Source organism: Phycisphaerae bacterium, from assembly GCA_019636475.1.
Classification (GTDB): domain Bacteria; phylum Planctomycetota; class Phycisphaerae; order UBA1845; family UTPLA1; genus JADJRI01.
In genome coordinates, this window is the sequence record JAHBXN010000014.1 from 20416 (window position 1) to 34468 (window position 14053).

The following is a 14053-nucleotide window of genomic DNA, read 5'->3' on the forward strand; positions in this document are numbered from 1 at the left end:
AAATGGGCGTGACATGATCGAGCTCTGCGAAATGAATCGACGAATGCGTGTACGCAGCGAGCGGGGGCGATCCCGGCATTCTGCCGGATTCACACTGATTGAATTACTGGTCGTTATTTCCATCATTGCTCTATTGCTGGCGATCCTTCTTCCGTCGCTGTCCAAGGCGCGCGAGCGCGGCAAGATCGCTTACTGTCTGTCCAACTTGAAAACAATCACACTCGCCTGCGTGGGCTATCTCGGCGAACAGGAAGGAACCAACGCTCCCTATCTGCCGTGGTATATCTCGCCGACGCTTCCGGGCTACACCGTGACGGTGCGGACGCCGTGGGTGTTTGCCGGAATCAAGGCTCCGAATCCGGAAAGCGGCACCTTCGCCACGGCGGATTCGTCGGTGTATCTCGCTGAAGATCGACCGATCAATAAGTACATGATGCCCGGATCGATCAGCGATTCGGATACGACCAATCTGCCTTTTCGATGTCCGAGCGACCGAACGCATAAGACCGCGATCATCAGCGATCCGCCCATTTTCACGGAGACGGACACGCGCAGTTCCTTCGAGGCCAACGGGAACAGTTACACACTCAATACGAGATGGGCTCAGGGCTATTCGTGGTTCACCGGTGGCGATTTCACCGTGGCACAGCTTTTCGGCCAGACAGGCGGCCAGTCGTACGCCAAGCGGATCAACAAGGCGTTTGTTGGCGGCAGCGCGTCACGATTCGTGATCGTGCCGGAGCAGGGCTTCTATAGTGCGACGTACCGTGCGGGGCCGACTGTCGCGTCGTCACTTGCAACGCCGCAGCGCTTCGGCTGGCACAAGGAATTCTCAAAGTGGTCGCTTGGGTTTGCCGATGGGCACGCGGAGTATCAGTACTATGACACACGCGTAGCCATCACGCCGACGGCGACAATCTGGCAGCCGAACTGGAAGTTCGCTGACGGCATGCCTTGACGCCTGCGTACTCTGATCCATGTCGTAACTGATGTAGTCACGCCGAATTGCATGTTCGCGTACTATGTCCTGTTGGATCTGCGCTTTCGCGATTCACATCAGGTCGAGCAGGCGCTCGACTTGTTCGGGCGGCAGTCCAAGTCGCTGGGCGAGTCGAATGTGCTGCCATGCCGCTTCTTTGTCACCGAGGTGCGAAAAAGCGATTGCAAGACCGGCATGGATTCGCGAGAGTTCGTCACTGGCGAATTGGTTTGCGAAGTCGAGGGCGCGGACATAGGCGGCGCGGGCGTCGTCGTATCGGCCTGCGTAGAGACAGACCGCTCCGAGGTTGCTGTATGCGAAGGCGAAGTCCGGCTTGAGCCGGGCGGATTCCGCAAGGTGGGCCGCCGCGTCCGCCAGCAGCTTGTCGCGGTCGCCGGCAGGCGCGGTTTGGGCGTCCGACGCGAGGGCCTGTCCCAGGGCGCAATGAGCGTGAGCGCATCGCGGATTGACCGCGAGTGCGGCCGTCCAGAGTGATTCGGAATTCCGCCAGCTTCGCATCTCTCCGCGAGCGACGAATGAGAGTGCAATACACGTGACACACACCGAGGCGATCACAACCGCCCGGACCGGACGGAATGGCCGGTTCCACGCGGCGCGGATTGCGCCGGCCAGCAGAAGAAACAGCGGCACCGTGGCGAGGTAGGCATACCGATCGGCGGCGATCTGCTGGGAAATCTGAATCATCCCGAGATTCGGGGCGAGTATCACGAGATAGGCCGTCCACGCGGCGAGGGGCGCGGCCCGTCGTCTCACAACGACAAGGCAGACCGCCGTCAGGGCGAGGGATGCGATCGCCGCGGCGAAATACGGCCGTTGCATCAGGTTCATGGAGCTGGGCAATTCATAGAATGCCGACAGGCCGGTCGGCCAGATCGTTTTCCAGAGATAGAAAACAACGCCGTATGCGGACTGGGCGAGACGCTCGGACGCTTTCCATTCACCGAACGGCATGCGGGATTCGTTGACGTCCTTCGCCTTCATCGCGAGGAAAGCGACGACGACCGCGACCATGATGAACGGCAGCTTCTCCCAGACCAGGGCCAAGAAGCGATGCTTGGCGCGAGCCGAACGCTGATTCGAATCGGCGCGAACCCGGCGAAGCGGATAAACGTCCAGAATGAGGAGGACGATCGGCAGTGTGATTGCCGGCGCCTTGAATGCCAGTGCGATGAGATAACAGGTGATGACGCCGAAATACGACAGAATTCTTCTTCGAGGCCGGTTCGAATCGCGATGGCGTCGGATGTAAAGAATCACGGCGAGCATGCAGAAGAACGCGGAGGGCAGATAAGGCTGGCAGGAGACCCAGGCGACAACCTCGACGCGAAGGGGATGCAGGGCGAAGAGTGTCGCCGCAATCGCGGCCGCGATGAGGTTGGCGCGGGAAGTTCGCTGGCCGTGCGCGGATGTTCGAACTGGAGCGGGAGCCTGTCGGCCGGCTTCATCGAGTATGGTCTTCGCCATTAGGAAGAGTGTGGCGGCACAGAGGGCGTGCATCCCCACGCTGAAAGCGTGATAGATGCGCGGATCAAGTCCGCCCAGTTCATATTGGGTTCCGAAAAGTACCCATGCCAGAGGCTGCCAGACTCCGAGGTGAAAAGTTCGCCAGGCCCACGCGAGTTGCGATGCGCCAAGCCCCCGGAACGATTCGTTAGAAAGGAAGTTGCGGTCGTCGTCCCAGTTTAGAAAGCGGCCGTCGAGGATGGGGTGAAAGACGAGTATCGCAATCGCGGCGATTCCGAGCGCGGCGAGCACGGTCTCGATTCTGGGGCTGGCCGGATTCTCGGACTGCTGTGTGCTCACTCTGAAGACTCGCGGCGCGATCGTTTCGGACGATGCGCGGAGATCGTGTACGACACCCGGGGGCGGACCGGCGCTGCGGGAGCGCGTTTTGTTGAGTCGCCGCGTCGCGCCGTTACAGACGGACCGTGTCGCGCTCAAGGGTATCGCCGGTGACGGCGTCGCAACCTCGGGTGGATCAACAGATTAACGCGAATCGTGGAAATTTGGCATGGGGGAGCGTGCTCGGCATGCCGGCTGCATCGAATCTGAGCGTTCGACCGGACGGACGACGAACGGCCGAACAACGCAACTCATCGACAAAATGGTGTGTCTGATCAAAGCCGGGTCGATGGTCCCGATGATTCGGGCGAATGCCAGGGGGAAGCCAATGGACGAGCAGACCTTTCAGAAGAAGTTGGCGGAGTTGACAAAGGAGATCGGCAACTTGCCAGAAGAAGACCGCGTCAAGTTGGAGGCCCTCGCCGAGCAGACGAAGGAACGTCACGCGAAGCTGCGCCGGACCGTGACGAGCTTGCAGGAATCCCTCGACTATCTACGCCTCTCGATCAAGTATCTGCTCTTTGATCTGGAAGCCACCCGGCGCGAGAACGGCTATCTCCGAAAGATGCTCGAAGACCAGTCGGACGGACAGTGAGTAAATCGAAATGTTCCGCGGGCGGTTGAACTGACTGTCCGCTGAAGACAATACACTCCTTACCCTTTTCCCAACCAACACCCAATACCTCACGCAGCGGGCCGCCTACAGTGGGCGGCTCGTTGCGTTGTAGCCGGGCAGTCAACCCTGGCGGCTGCGGCATCGTGCGCCGGAGGTCAGTCAACCTGCTTGATTCCAGTGCGAAGGTAAGCCTGTTCGAGGTCGTGCTCGACGGGCGCGAATCGCGCGATGGGAAGTCCCTTTTCGAGCAGCGCCCGCAGCAGTTGGGCGGCCCGTGCGTCGTCGTGTTCGAATTCGAAGGAAATTTGGCGTCCGTGAATCTGGAGAAGTGAGATTTCGGGGATCTCCTCAAGCGCACGAGCGGCATCGGGCGTTGGATATGCCAGCAGGACGTCGTAGAGGCATCGATTGTTTTCGTTGCCGCCGACAACCTGGGCGACCGTTCCGAACTGCCGCATTCGGCCGCCTTCCATGATGGCGATGTGTGTGCAGTATTCGTGAAGGTCGGCGAGAATGTGGCTGGAGACGACGAGGGCGCGCCCCTGATCTCGAAGGCTTCCGAGCATCTTCCTGAACTGAACGCGGCCTGCGGGGTCCAGTCCTGCGGCCGGCTCATCGAGAAGGATGAGGCTTGGATTCGGCAGGAGGGTCCGGGCTACGGTGAGACGCTGACGCATGCCACGGGAAAGCTCCTTGATTTTTGAGTTTCTTTTCTCGGTGAGCCAGAGCTGGTCGAGCCAGAATTCGATCCGCTCGTCGATGGTTGGGCCGCGAAGGCCGTAGGCCAGGCCGACAAAGCGGAGGAAATCGACGACTCTGAGATCCTCGTACACCGGCGGCGTGTCGGGCGCGAATCCGATTCTCGCGAGCGCTGGAGTGTTGCCGGGTTCAACAGCCTCACCAAGGACGGTGACCTGCCCGGCCGCCAGAGGCACGAGCCCCGCGACGGCCTTGAGGGTGGTGGTCTTGCCGGCGCCGTTGGGGCCGATGAAGCCGAGGAGATTCCCGCCCTCCAGCCGGATGCTGAAATCGGCGAGCGCGGTGAAGTTCCCGTACTCGACCCGGAGGTTGACGGCTTCGAGAATGGTGGCGGACATCGAATACCGGCCCTTGATAGAGGACTCTGAGCCCGGCGGGCACTGACCACCGAGGCGTGCCGTGAGTATATCGCACACCGGCGGGTGTGCGAGCCGGGCTTCGACGGGAATTGCCAGTGAATGCCTGGGTGAAATATTCATAACATAAGTGCGAATAATAAGTTCAGTGGTTTTCGAAGTCCGGAGAGGGTCCGGATGCGGTACTGATATGAATTGATCAGCCCGGGGCGGGCACGTAGAATCCGGTGCTGGTTTCCATCGGGTTTTTGCGGAGTGCCGTCTGGTGCCTTACGGGACCAGTCAGGAGTCAGTGTCCTCGCATGCGAGGACATGACGGCTGATGGCGAATGCTCCGGTAGGGCATTGAGAAGATATGAACGAGGCCAGTTCACTCGGCGTGTTCCTGGTGACGACGCATCTTGTCGTCTGCGCGTTGCTCGCCATCTATGGCGTTCATCGCTACCAGCTTGTCTACCTTTATTACAAGCACCGTCGAAACGCCCCCAGGAAAGCTTCCGGCTTCCAAGTGAAGCCGTATGTGACCATCCAGTTGCCGATGTTCAACGAGCGGTTTGTGGCGCGACGGGTGATTGAGGCCACCTGTGCGATTCGATACCCGCGCGAGAAACTGGAGATACAGGTTCTCGACGATTCAACGGATGACACGGTTGATATCGCCCGGGAGACGGTCGAGCGGATGCGAGCGCAGGGTCACGACGTCGTATTGCTGCATCGCGAGAACCGGCAGGGCTACAAGGCGGGCGCGCTGGAGGAGGGGCTGAAGGTTGCCAAGGGCGAGTTCATCATCATCTTCGATGCGGACTTTGTTCCGCCGGCTGACATACTGGAGGAGATGATCGACTACTTCGCGGATCCGAAGGTGGGCATGGTCCAGGCCCGGTGGGAGCACATCAATCGCGACTCATCGCTGCTGACCAAGGCGCAGGCCGTCCTGCTGGATGGGCACTTCGTGATTGAACATACGGCTCGAAATCGTTCCGGCCGATTCATGAGCTTCAACGGGACCGCGGGGGGCTGGCGCAAATCCTGCATCGTCGATGCGGGCGGCTGGCAGCATGACACGCTGACAGAGGACCTTGATCTGTCGTATCGCGCGCAGATGAAAGGCTGGGAATTCGTCTATCTTCCGCATGTGACCAGTCCGGCCGAACTTCCGCCTGAAGTGAACGCGTTCAAGAGCCAGCAGCACCGCTGGGCCAAAGGCGGGGCGCAGACCTGTCGAAAACTGCTGCCTGTGATTCTGCGGTCGCGACTTCCGTGGCGCATCAAGCTGGAGGCATTCTTTCATCTTACGAGCTGCGTAAGCTACTTCCTGATCATGATGTTGACGCTCCTGCTGTTCCCCGCGCTGTACTTCAAGAATGCGTTGTTTGAGGACAGCCCGTGGATGCGGTTTGCGATGGATATGTCCCTGGTGTTGCTCGCAACCTTCTCTGCAAGCAGCTTTTATGTTGCGTCGCAGCGAGAGATCTTTCGATCGTGGGGCGAGAGCTTGAAGTATCTGCCTTTTCTCATGGCAGTGGGCGTGGGAATTTCGGTAAATAATGCGCGGGCGGCAATCGAAGGCTTCTTCGGCGGGCAGTCGGAGTTCGTGCGGACGCCAAAATTCGGCGTCGCCACAGCGACGGACGAGCGGTGGAAGCGATCAGCCGGCACAAATAAGCTTGACGCGAAGCGGATTCAGATGTGGGTTGAGGCGACGATGGCAATCTACATGATGGTTTGCGTCGCGTACACGATCTACATGAAGATGTGGGTCGGACTGTTTTTCATGTGCTTGTTCATGGTCGGTTTCGCGTATGTCGCGGGCCTGACGGTCATGAGCCGCTATCAGTCAGCCAAAGCGGCCGCTGAGCCGGACGATGATCCGCGTGATGCGCAGATTGTGCGCTTGTAGCCATTTCGGGGATCGCTGATCGCCGATCCATCGCTTTTCATTCATCCTGAATTCAATATGAGCGTGCGGGGGAGCGGGCTGATTCTTCGGGCCGGCGTGACGGGGCCAGTGTCGCTTCGAGTTCGCGCGTCCTGGCGTCGGATTCGGCTGCTGGTTGTGGACGGGCGGGCCGAAGGTATACTCTCGACGGGAAAATGTGGATCGCCGCTTCGGAGTTCGTCGCCATGTATCGCTCGCCAGCACGCGGATTAACGCGGGTCGCGCTCACCGGGGTCGTTTTCTCGACGCTCTGCCTGATGGCTGGCGCGGGCTGCCAGGCTCCGGCGAAGCAGGAGGAAATGGGCAAGATCACGCAAATCGGAACGACGCGGGCCGATTTGTTCGGGATTCCGGCGGAATATCGATCGCTTCATGCCAGACTTGAAAATCAGCTTGAAGGTCCTGTGATGTTCGCGTCGCAGCCCGATGGGGTCGCGATCGGCGATCAACTTCGGCAGGAACTGATCCAGTACGGCATTCTGTCGGCGGCGGAATATGCGTCGATTCGCGACCTGAGCCAACTGAAGCCGATCGCGCAGGCGACGAACTCACTGGGCAAGACAAGTCGCAAGGCGTACATCGTCATTCGCGCGGAGTCGCATCTCAAGTCGATTGATGACTGCAAAGGGAAGCGATTCGCCTTTGGTGTATACAAGGATCTCTTGACGGATGTCGCCGCGAAGGCGGCGCTTGAGAATGCCGGCGTGGCGTTGAAGGATTTGTTGCCGGAACTGCTGACCCCGCCGCCCTTGGGGTTGGAGGGGCGTCTGTACCTCGGCAAAGATGTCGCGAAAACGATCACGAATGATCCAACAGTGAATGCGGGCGTCGTCGATGAAATCGAGTATGCAGGCCTGAAGGACACAGGCGGGAGCTTTCTTCTTGGCCCGTCCAAGGACCAGTTGACAATCGTCGGTCAGACGGTCGAAGTCCCGGAGCTGTTGATTGTTGCCGGGCCGGCCGCGAATCCGAGACTGACGGAGAAGCTGCGGCGATATCTGATCGAGGAAGTGAAGGATGATTCTCGAATCTGCAAGGATCTCGGGATCAAGGGGTTTGCGGAGCCGAATTTGAGCACTTACGAGGCGATCCGCCCGCTTGTCCAGTCGAATTGAGAGTTATATCCAGTGGGCAGGTTCCGGCCCGTGAGCCACTGCCTTATTGTTGCTCCAAGGAGTGAACGAAATACATGTTGACTGCAAACAGCTCGGTTGTTGGTGCGCCATCCATCCGGATCCGCATTGCGAAGGAAGCGGGACTTGTGCTCGCGGCGAGTCTGCTGATCGCCGTGTGCGCGTGGATTCAGGTTTCTGGTCCGGTGCCGTTCACGATGCAGACCTTTGCGGTGATGCTGATCGCGGGCTCGCTTGGTGGGACGCGGGCGGTCGCGGCGGTTGGCGTATACCTGATCGAGGGAGCGGCCGGCCTTCCTGTGTTCGCGAATGGGACCGCGGGCCCGGCGTATTTTGCGACGGCAACCGGCGGGTATCTCATCGGCTTTCTGCTTTCAGCGGGGCTTGTCGGCCTGACGGTGGAGCGCATGAGGCTGCATGGCGTCACTTCGCTGACGACGGCCTTCCTTGTGGGGCATGTTGTTATTCTGGCATCGGGATTTGCCTGGCTGTCGTTCTGGGTGGGAATTGAGTCGGCGTTGTCGCTCGGCGTCGTTCCATTTCTGGTCACCAGTGTCCTGAAGAGCGCGATGGCGGCCTACGGCGTTACGATATGGCGGCGGTCAACCTCGAAGTGAAGTCCGGTGGATCGCGCGAGGCTTTCGCGGCCGGTGAGGACGAGCTGCGCCTTCGGCGGCGGACGTGTGCTGTTCTGGTACCGGCCTGTTTCCTGTCGGCGCTCCAGATCGGATGTCAGAATTCCTATCGGGTTGAGGTGGACCTCTCAAATCCAGAGCCGCGGTTTCTGATGCACGAAGTGACCTGGGGTTGGCCGGCGAGATGGCCGCGGGTCAATGCGCTGGCAATCGGGGCGGACGATGAATCGCTCTGGGAGATTGAGGCGGTCGAGAAATCGGGTGTCCAGGCGAAGCACCTCGCCATTGTCTATGGTCAAACGCCGGCGGGGTTTGTTCAGAATTACCCGCCACGGGACGCCAGACCCCGGAAACTGACGCAGGGCCGTACCTATTTTGTGGGGGCGACCGGGCCGAATAACGAGATCTTCCGGACGATTTTCGCACTTCCGGTGGGCCCGATGGGTCGCCCGGTTGAGGGGGAATTCGCTCCGGACCGCAAGCGGATGGACGAGCCACCAGGTTCGAAGGATCCGCCAAAGCCTGCCGGTTGACTGGCATCATCTGCGCGTCTTCCCGCCTTATTGCGGCTCCGAGCGCCGCTAATTCCCTAATTTCAAGAAATTACCCACGAACCATCGATTCGATTGTGCGTGCGCGGGCTCATGCCTCGCGGCCGTCGGCGCTTGGCGCCTCGGCTGTCGGGGCTGGGTTGTTGTGCACGAGCGACGTTGGAAACGTCGCGTTCGCCGTCGGATGGATGAATCATGGTAAACGGACTCTGGCTATCCGCAGATGGGCTGATCGCGCAGCAGTATCGTCAGGATGTGATCGCGAACAACCTGGCGAATGTTGACACGGCCGGGTTCAAGCCGGATCGGGTTGCGTTCGCGGAGCGGTTGAACGAGGCCGTTCTGCGTGGGGCGGTCGGCGAGTCGAATCCGACATTCTCGCGCAGCTCGGGCGGTCTGTTCAGCGATCCCGCCTATACCGATTTCGCACAGGGCCGGCTTCTGCCCACGAACAATAAGCTGGATCTCGCGCTGGTCGGGGAGGGTTTCTTCGCGGTTCAGACGGGCGACGGGACGTTCTACACGCGCGACGGCCGCTTCACGGCGGACGTGCAGGGAACCATTCGGCACACGGCGTCGGGCGGCGCGGTGCTCAGTGCGCAGGGACTTCCGCTGCGGATCGATGCGGATTCACGCGATCCGGTGCATATCGATTCGACGGGCCGAATGCGTCAGGGTGACAACGTCATCGGCGATGTCGGGATCGTTGATTTTGAGGATCGCCGGTCATTGGACAAGACGGGTGAGAACCTGTTCAGCGGTGACCGCGCGGTGGCACGAGAGGGACGGGGCGATGTTCGGCAGGGATACGTCGAGGCATCGGGCGTCGATCCGAGTTCGACGCTGGTTGAGATGATCGCGGCGACGCGGGCCTACGAGATGGGCGCGTCGCTGATTTCATTACAGAACGAGACGCTTGGCCGGGCGGTGAATGATGTCGGTCGGATTGGATAGTCGGCGTTGAGCCGTGACGGTTTGCGGCCACTTGGGCAGTCAGGGACGAGCGAATGTCGATTCAGGCGATGTACACATCCGCGACGGGTTTGAAGGCGATGGACTCCAAGCTGGAGGTCATCGCGAACAATCTTGCGAACATCGATACGGTGGCGTTCAAGCGGTCGCGGACGAACTTTGAAGACCTGCTGTACCTGTCGGTGGAGCAGCCCGGGTTACGAAACGGTCTGGATGATCCGCTGCCTTTGGGCAAGCAGGTCGGCATCGGCGTGAATCTGTCCAGCACGCAGCAGGATTTTCAGCAGGGCTCGGTGAATCAGACCGAGCAGCCCCTGGACATTCTGATTGAGGGCGACGGGTTCTTTCAGGTGAATGCGTTCATCGAGGGGCAGGAGCAGACCGTCTATACGCGTGCCGGGAATTTCACGTTGAATGCGAACGGCGACGTGGTTCTGGGCAATTCGCTTGGAGCGCGGTTGGAGCCGTCGATCAACGTGCCGCAGGAGGCCACGACGATTCGCATCAGTCAGAACGGTTTGGTGTCGGTGATGGTGACGGGTGCGACGGAGTTTCAGGATGTGGGGCAGATCGAGATGGCGCGGTTCATCAATCCGGCCGGTCTTCGACAACTGGGCGACAACCTGTATCGCAACACGGATGCGTCGGGCCCGCCGATCCTGGCGAATCCCGGCGCGGATGGCATCGGGATTCTGCATCAGGGAAACCTTGAACTTTCGAACGTGGATCCGGCGCGCGAGCTGATTGAACTGATTCGAACGCAGCGAGCGTTTGAGCTGAACTCGCAATCGATCCAGACGGCGGATCAGACGCTGCAGGTGGTGAATCAGTTGAGGCGGTGATGAGAGGTCGGCGCTTCGGGGCTTAGAGAAGCTAGGCGGCAGATGAAAGCACGGGATCAAATGAGTCATCACGCAACATTCCGGTCAACCAGGCAATCCGCGCCGCGAACGATCGGCGCGGTGCTTTCTATCGCGACAGTCTGCGTGCTGATCTGCACGCAGGTAGTGGAGGCGGGGCGGATCCGGATCTGGCCCACGGCCGTGGTATCGAGCAGAGAGGTGCAGTTGCGCGACGTGGCGGAGCTGATCGGATTTGACGCGGACGCGATGGTGCGTCTGGAGAGTGTCGGCATTTCGGAGTTTCCGTCGGTCGGCGGCGAGTCGCTTGTGCGGGTGAATGATGTGCGAGAGGCGCTGGCGAAATCGGGCGTCAACATGGCGGATGTCGTCGTGTTCGGCGCGTCGCGATGCCGGGTGACGCGCTTTGAGCCGCCGCGGGAGGCGCGGGCGACCGTTCTGCCGAAACTCGGCAACAACGACAGGGCACCGACACGAAGCAGGCCGGCGCTGCCGAATCACAAACCCATCGGGGCGCGAGGCGCCAAAGGGGCCCGCGTGGAGACCGCATTGTCGGACGGTGAGTTCGTGACGGATTCTCGCGGTGAGCCGGATGTCGCGGCGGATTCCCTTGAGTCGATCCTGCGTCGACACATTGTGGCCGGTTTCTCCCACGAAGAGGGTCGGGTCGAAATTCGCTTCAGCCCGACATCGCAGCGCGTGCTGGAGCAATCGGTGGAATCTGACTGCCGGGTTCGCATTCGCAATCGGGACGGTCGGCGAACAGGCCTGGTCAGCTATGAAGTACGGATTGAGTCCTCGAGCGCCTCGGATGTGGCATCATTGTCGCGCGATATCGCGCCGGCGGCGGGAGTTGAAGCCCCGCGGGGTGATCGCGGCGACGAAGGCGCGAAGGCGTCGCGGGAGCTGCTGGTTTCGGCTGAGGTGATTCTGCTCAAGGCGGTCGTGGTGGCACGCGGGCCGATCAATCAGGGGCAGACGATCACGGTTCGCGACGTGAAGCTTGAAGAACGGCGTTTCGATGGAATTGAGCAGATCGGGCTGACGGATGTTGCAGCTGTGGCGGGGCAGCAGAGCCGGCGGTTCATTCGACAGGGCGAGATGCTTGATGCGCGGGCGGTGGAGTCGAAGCCGGTCATTCGCCGCGGCGAAGTGGTGAAGATCATCATCAGTGGCGGGGGCGTGGAGATCCGTACATCGGGTCAGGCGCAGGCCTCCGGTGCGGTGGGTGATGTGATCGCGATCCGTCGAGACGGATCGCGGCGGAAGCAGGATCTGATCGACGCGGTGGTGGTCGGGCCCGGGTTGGTGAGCTATGCAGAGGCACGGCTGATGGCGAGCCGCGAGGAGTGAGGCCGATGCGCGTGAATGGTCGAATCATGACGGCGTTGTTGATCTGTATCCTGCCGACGGCGGTGGCGCTGGGACAGAGTTCGTCTTTGTACCGGGCATCGCGATCCAACGTTCTGCTAGGTACGGGCTCGCAAAGCGGCGGTTCAGCCACGTCGCGGCCGGCGACGGGATCGACGGCTCCGACGACGGAGTCAAATGATTCTGCGCGGGCGTCCGCGGCAGGCGGCGCAACGAATGCCACGAACGGCGCGCTACGGGTCAGCACCGGGTCGTCGCCCGCGCCGACGGCGCCCCGGAATCTGGCATTGATTCAGAATTCTCTGACGGCGGTATCGCCGCCCGAGCCGACCCTGGTGAAGGTGAATGATCTTGTCGGCGTCGTGATCCGGCATCGATTCCGGTCGCAGACCGACTCTCGCATGCAGCAGAAGAACGAGTGGGATGTCCAGTCGAAGCTGGATGCGTGGTTCCGGATTCATGATCGCAAATGGCAGCAGCAGAACTTCGGGGGTGGCAAGCCGGAGGTGGATTTCCAGCATCAGAACGAGATGAAGAATCAGGGTCGATCCAATCGGCAGGACATCGTCGAAACGCGGCTGATGGCGAAAGTGATCGACGTGAAGCCGAACGGGAACCTGATCATCGTCGGCGCGGCGCGAATCGGCTACGGCGATGATAAGCAGGTGCTGATGCTGAGCGGTGAGGTAAACAGCCGGGATATCGGTCCGGATCGCACGATCACGAGCGACAAGATCTATGACCTTGACGCGGACATCAAGAATGAGGGCACGGTGTCAGATGCGATCAAGCGCGGCTGGCTGAAGGAAGTGCTCGATAAGGTGAAGCCATTCTGACAAGGGTGGACGAGCGGATGGTCAGGCCAGGGCAAAGGCACAATGGCATGGAGACGACGATGCGAAATGCACGAAGCGACAACTCGGCCGGGAATGTTCCGGGCGGCGCTCGGCAGCTGTGCGGGGCCGCGCTCATGTCGATTTGCCTGCTTGTGTTCGCGCCGGTGGTGGAGGCTACTTCGGTCAGCGATGTGTCGCATCTGAAGGGCCGGCGAGCGAATTCGCTGATGGGATACGGACTGGTCGTCGGGCTGTCCGGCACCGGCGATGGCGGCAAATATGCGGCGTCGATCAGGCAGTTGCAGTCGATGCTGAATCGATTCGAGATTCCGGTGACGCAATCCGAGCTTTCGGACACGAAGAACGTGGCGATCGTCTGGGTCGAGGTGAAGTTGCCGGAAAACGGCGTTCGCGAGGGGGACGCCGTGGATGTCCAGGTGAGCGCGGTCGGCTCGGCGAAGAGTCTTCAAAACGGTCGACTGGTGCCGACGCCGTTGCAGGGTCCGGGCCTGGATCGAATCTTCGCATTTGCGCAGGGTCCGGTGCGGGTACTCGATCCGAAGCAGAAGGGCACCGGCGTGATCGCGGGCGGCGCGGTGATGGAGGAAGACGTCATCCACTCGTACATCAATGAGCACTGGGAATTCACGCTGGTGCTCGAGGATGTTCATGCGAGTCATGCGCTGGCTGCAGCCATTGCACAGGCGGTGAACGAGGATCAGTCGGAGATCGGTCAGGTGCGGCAGCTTGCGCGGGCGATCGGCCCGAAGAATGTCGTGGTGGAGATTCCGATTGAGTATCGGGTGAATCCGGCGGAGTTCATTGGTCGGGTTGAGGGGCTCGAGCTGCTGATGCCGACGAGCGAAGGACGCATCGTCATCAATCGGCGGACGGAAACAATCATCATCGGCGAGGGCGTCGAAATGGGTCCGGCGGCGATCGTGCACGGGGGAATGACGATTCGCATGACGGTGCCGGAGCCGAAGCCGACGGAGCAGAACCCGCTGATCCGCGAGGATCGTGCGGCGGGGATGGATACGACGAACACGGGCGGACCCAAGCTGCGCGACCTGGTTGACAAGCTGAATCAACTGAATGTGTCGGCAAAGGACATTATCGAGATTGTCGAGAACCTCTACCGCACGGGCAAGATTCGCGGCAAGCTGGTCTATCAGGAGTGACG

The 14053-nt window shown here is 60.7% G+C and carries 13 protein-coding genes; 11 read left to right on the top strand and 2 right to left on the bottom strand.

Features of this window, described 5'->3' with window-relative positions:
• The first annotated feature begins 31 nt into the window (after positions 1–31).
• A complete protein-coding gene (locus KF841_16160) occupies positions 32–958 on the top strand; it encodes a prepilin-type N-terminal cleavage/methylation domain-containing protein (GenBank protein ID MBX3396889.1) in 927 nt (308 codons plus the stop codon).
• A 93-nt stretch (positions 959–1051) separates the two neighbouring features.
• Here KF841_16160 and KF841_16165 read toward each other — a convergent pair whose 3' ends face one another.
• A complete protein-coding gene (locus KF841_16165; GenBank protein ID MBX3396890.1) occupies positions 1052–2803 on the bottom strand; it encodes a tetratricopeptide repeat protein in 1752 nt (583 codons plus the stop codon).
• A 208-nt stretch (positions 2804–3011) separates the two neighbouring features.
• Between KF841_16165 and KF841_16170 the strand changes: the two genes are divergently transcribed.
• Entirely contained in the window at positions 3012–3437 is a 426-nt protein-coding gene (locus KF841_16170) for a hypothetical protein (protein MBX3396891.1), read from the top strand.
• Positions 3438–3613: 176 nt separating this feature from the next.
• Here the strand turns inward: KF841_16170 and KF841_16175 are convergent, their stop codons facing one another.
• A complete protein-coding gene (locus tag KF841_16175; protein ID MBX3396892.1) occupies positions 3614–4555 on the bottom strand; it encodes an ABC transporter ATP-binding protein in 942 nt (313 codons plus the stop codon).
• Between the two features lie 373 nt (positions 4556–4928).
• Between KF841_16175 and KF841_16180 the strand changes: the two genes are divergently transcribed.
• From KF841_16180 to KF841_16220, 9 genes are all read left to right on the top strand, one after another.
• Positions 4929–6473 (top strand): glycosyltransferase, encoded by a 1545-nt coding sequence (locus tag KF841_16180; protein MBX3396893.1) that lies wholly within the window; start codon positions 4929–4931, stop codon positions 6471–6473.
• A 224-nt stretch (positions 6474–6697) separates the two neighbouring features.
• On the top strand, positions 6698–7627 hold the full coding sequence (locus KF841_16185; GenBank protein MBX3396894.1) for a PhnD/SsuA/transferrin family substrate-binding protein: 930 nt from the start codon (positions 6698–6700) through the stop codon (positions 7625–7627).
• Between the two features lie 74 nt (positions 7628–7701).
• On the top strand, positions 7702–8262 hold the full coding sequence (locus KF841_16190; protein MBX3396895.1) for a biotin transporter BioY: 561 nt from the start codon (positions 7702–7704) through the stop codon (positions 8260–8262).
• Entirely contained in the window at positions 8238–8813 is a 576-nt protein-coding gene (locus KF841_16195; GenBank protein MBX3396896.1) for a hypothetical protein, read from the top strand. Before KF841_16190 ends, KF841_16195 begins: the two co-directional genes overlap by 25 nt.
• Positions 8814–9026: 213 nt before the next feature.
• Positions 9027–9785: a flagellar hook-basal body protein gene (locus tag KF841_16200; protein ID MBX3396897.1), complete on the top strand. Its 759-nt coding sequence runs from the start codon at positions 9027–9029 to the stop codon at positions 9783–9785.
• Positions 9786–9838: 53 nt separating this feature from the next.
• Positions 9839–10645, top strand: a complete 807-nt coding sequence (gene flgG, locus KF841_16205) for a flagellar basal-body rod protein FlgG (protein ID MBX3396898.1) — start codon at positions 9839–9841, stop codon at positions 10643–10645.
• Positions 10646–10765: 120 nt separating this feature from the next.
• Positions 10766–12016: a flagellar basal body P-ring formation protein FlgA gene (gene flgA, locus KF841_16210; GenBank protein MBX3396899.1), complete on the top strand. Its 1251-nt coding sequence runs from the start codon at positions 10766–10768 to the stop codon at positions 12014–12016.
• A 5-nt stretch (positions 12017–12021) separates the two neighbouring features.
• The gene (locus KF841_16215) at positions 12022–12870 is read left to right on the top strand and encodes a flagellar basal body L-ring protein FlgH (protein ID MBX3396900.1); all 849 of its coding nucleotides are present in this window, start codon (positions 12022–12024) and stop codon (positions 12868–12870) included.
• A 59-nt stretch (positions 12871–12929) separates the two neighbouring features.
• Positions 12930–14051: a flagellar basal body P-ring protein FlgI gene (locus tag KF841_16220; protein ID MBX3396901.1), complete on the top strand. Its 1122-nt coding sequence runs from the start codon at positions 12930–12932 to the stop codon at positions 14049–14051.
• The last annotated feature ends 2 nt before the right edge of the window (positions 14052–14053 follow it).